1 protein-coding gene is annotated in these 1,470 nt (G+C 43.7%); it reads right to left on the minus strand.

The annotated features are described in order from the left end of the window. The coding region (locus IEV15_RS14495) for an FIDD domain-containing protein (protein WP_505661212.1) at positions 1-1,470 on the minus strand (1,470 nt) is incomplete at both ends.

Here is a 1,470-nt window from a genome sequence, read left to right on the forward strand (position 1 = left end):
CCGCTATCGCGTCTGCCTGGGTTGGGAAGTACGCAAAGGTGATATCCGGATCGTTGTTTCTGATGATGTCTTCATAGGTCGTTAAATCAAACGCTTCTTCATTATCTCCCGGATTGGTGTTGTCACACACCTCCAATAATGGTGGGGTGCTTACTATCGGAGTTGGAAGTACGCGGATGGTCAAACTGATAAAGCTCTTACATCCCTGTGGACTTGTTACTACCACACCAAGGGTTTGTGCCGGAGTAAGGTTCGTATAAGCCGTTGGGTTAGTAATCGGACCTGTTTCTGATAAGGCCTGAGCATAACTCGGGTAATACGTTACGGTATAGCCCGGTAATCCTTGGGTAATCTCCGCATCTTTTGTCGTTAAATCAAACTCCATAAAGTTGTCATTATCCGGATTACACTGTGCCAGTGGCGTTGGTGTTGTCAGTGCCAATGGCGTGTTGACAATCAACTGGAACGTTCCAATGGAGAAACAGTTCGAAGTGTTGTTGCTAACGCGGTACCATATCGTTTGTGGACTTGTGGTATTGATATAATTTGTTGCCGGAACAATAGCACTGGTATTGTTTTGTGCGTTTGCTTCTGTTGTAAAGTAACGAATCGTATAACTGCCCAAACCTGCCGGTTGTGCCGCTAAAATAATAGCGTTTTGTTGGGTAAGGTCAAAGGCCGTTGTGCCGCTTTGTGGGTTACCATCTTGGTCACATAGGGTTAGATTGGGTAAATCCACCGGAATAATGGGTGATGGATTGACATTTAATGTCAAAGTATAGGTGCTGTAACAGCCCGTAACATCGTTCTCTGCTCTGATGTAGATGAACTGTAGATACGGTGTAATATTCACATACGGACTTGATGGGATTGGATTTACTGCCAATTCCGCATTTTGAAGTGTTTCATAGAAGGTTACCGTTACCCCTGTGGCTCCATTGAGTAAATTGTTTACCTCTGCTGCCAAATCAAAATTACCATAACCTTCTCCATTGTCATCACACAAGGTTAATCCTCCTAGTGGTAACTGCAATATCGGACGGGGTTCTACTCTAAGGTCTACAACTGTCTTGTTGCTACATCCTGTAGTTTCGTTGGTCACTACAATCCATATCGTTTGTGGGTTGGCTACATTTTCATAGTTATCCGGTAGCGGGCTTTGGTTGTTATCTGCATCAGCTTCACTGAAATAAAATGCAAACTCATAGCCCGGTGTTGGTAATTGCGCTGATACATAATCTCTAATAGCGAAAATTTCTCGCTCATCCGTTGGGTCGGTTTCACACAAACTATACGAAGGTAGAGAAAGTGGTAACACCGGTATCGGATTAACCGTAAGTGTTAGCGGTACAATACTGTAACAACCTGTAGCTATTATTTCTACTCGTACCCAAATGATTTGTTGATTTGGAGTACCGTTGCTAAAGCTTAAAACGTTAGCTATCGGGTTGGTGTTGTCTTGTGCTTGCA

The sequence above is a fragment of the Flavobacterium orientale genome (genome assembly GCF_014638005.1).
In the GTDB taxonomy this organism is placed as follows: domain Bacteria; phylum Bacteroidota; class Bacteroidia; order Flavobacteriales; family Flavobacteriaceae; genus Flavobacterium; species Flavobacterium orientale.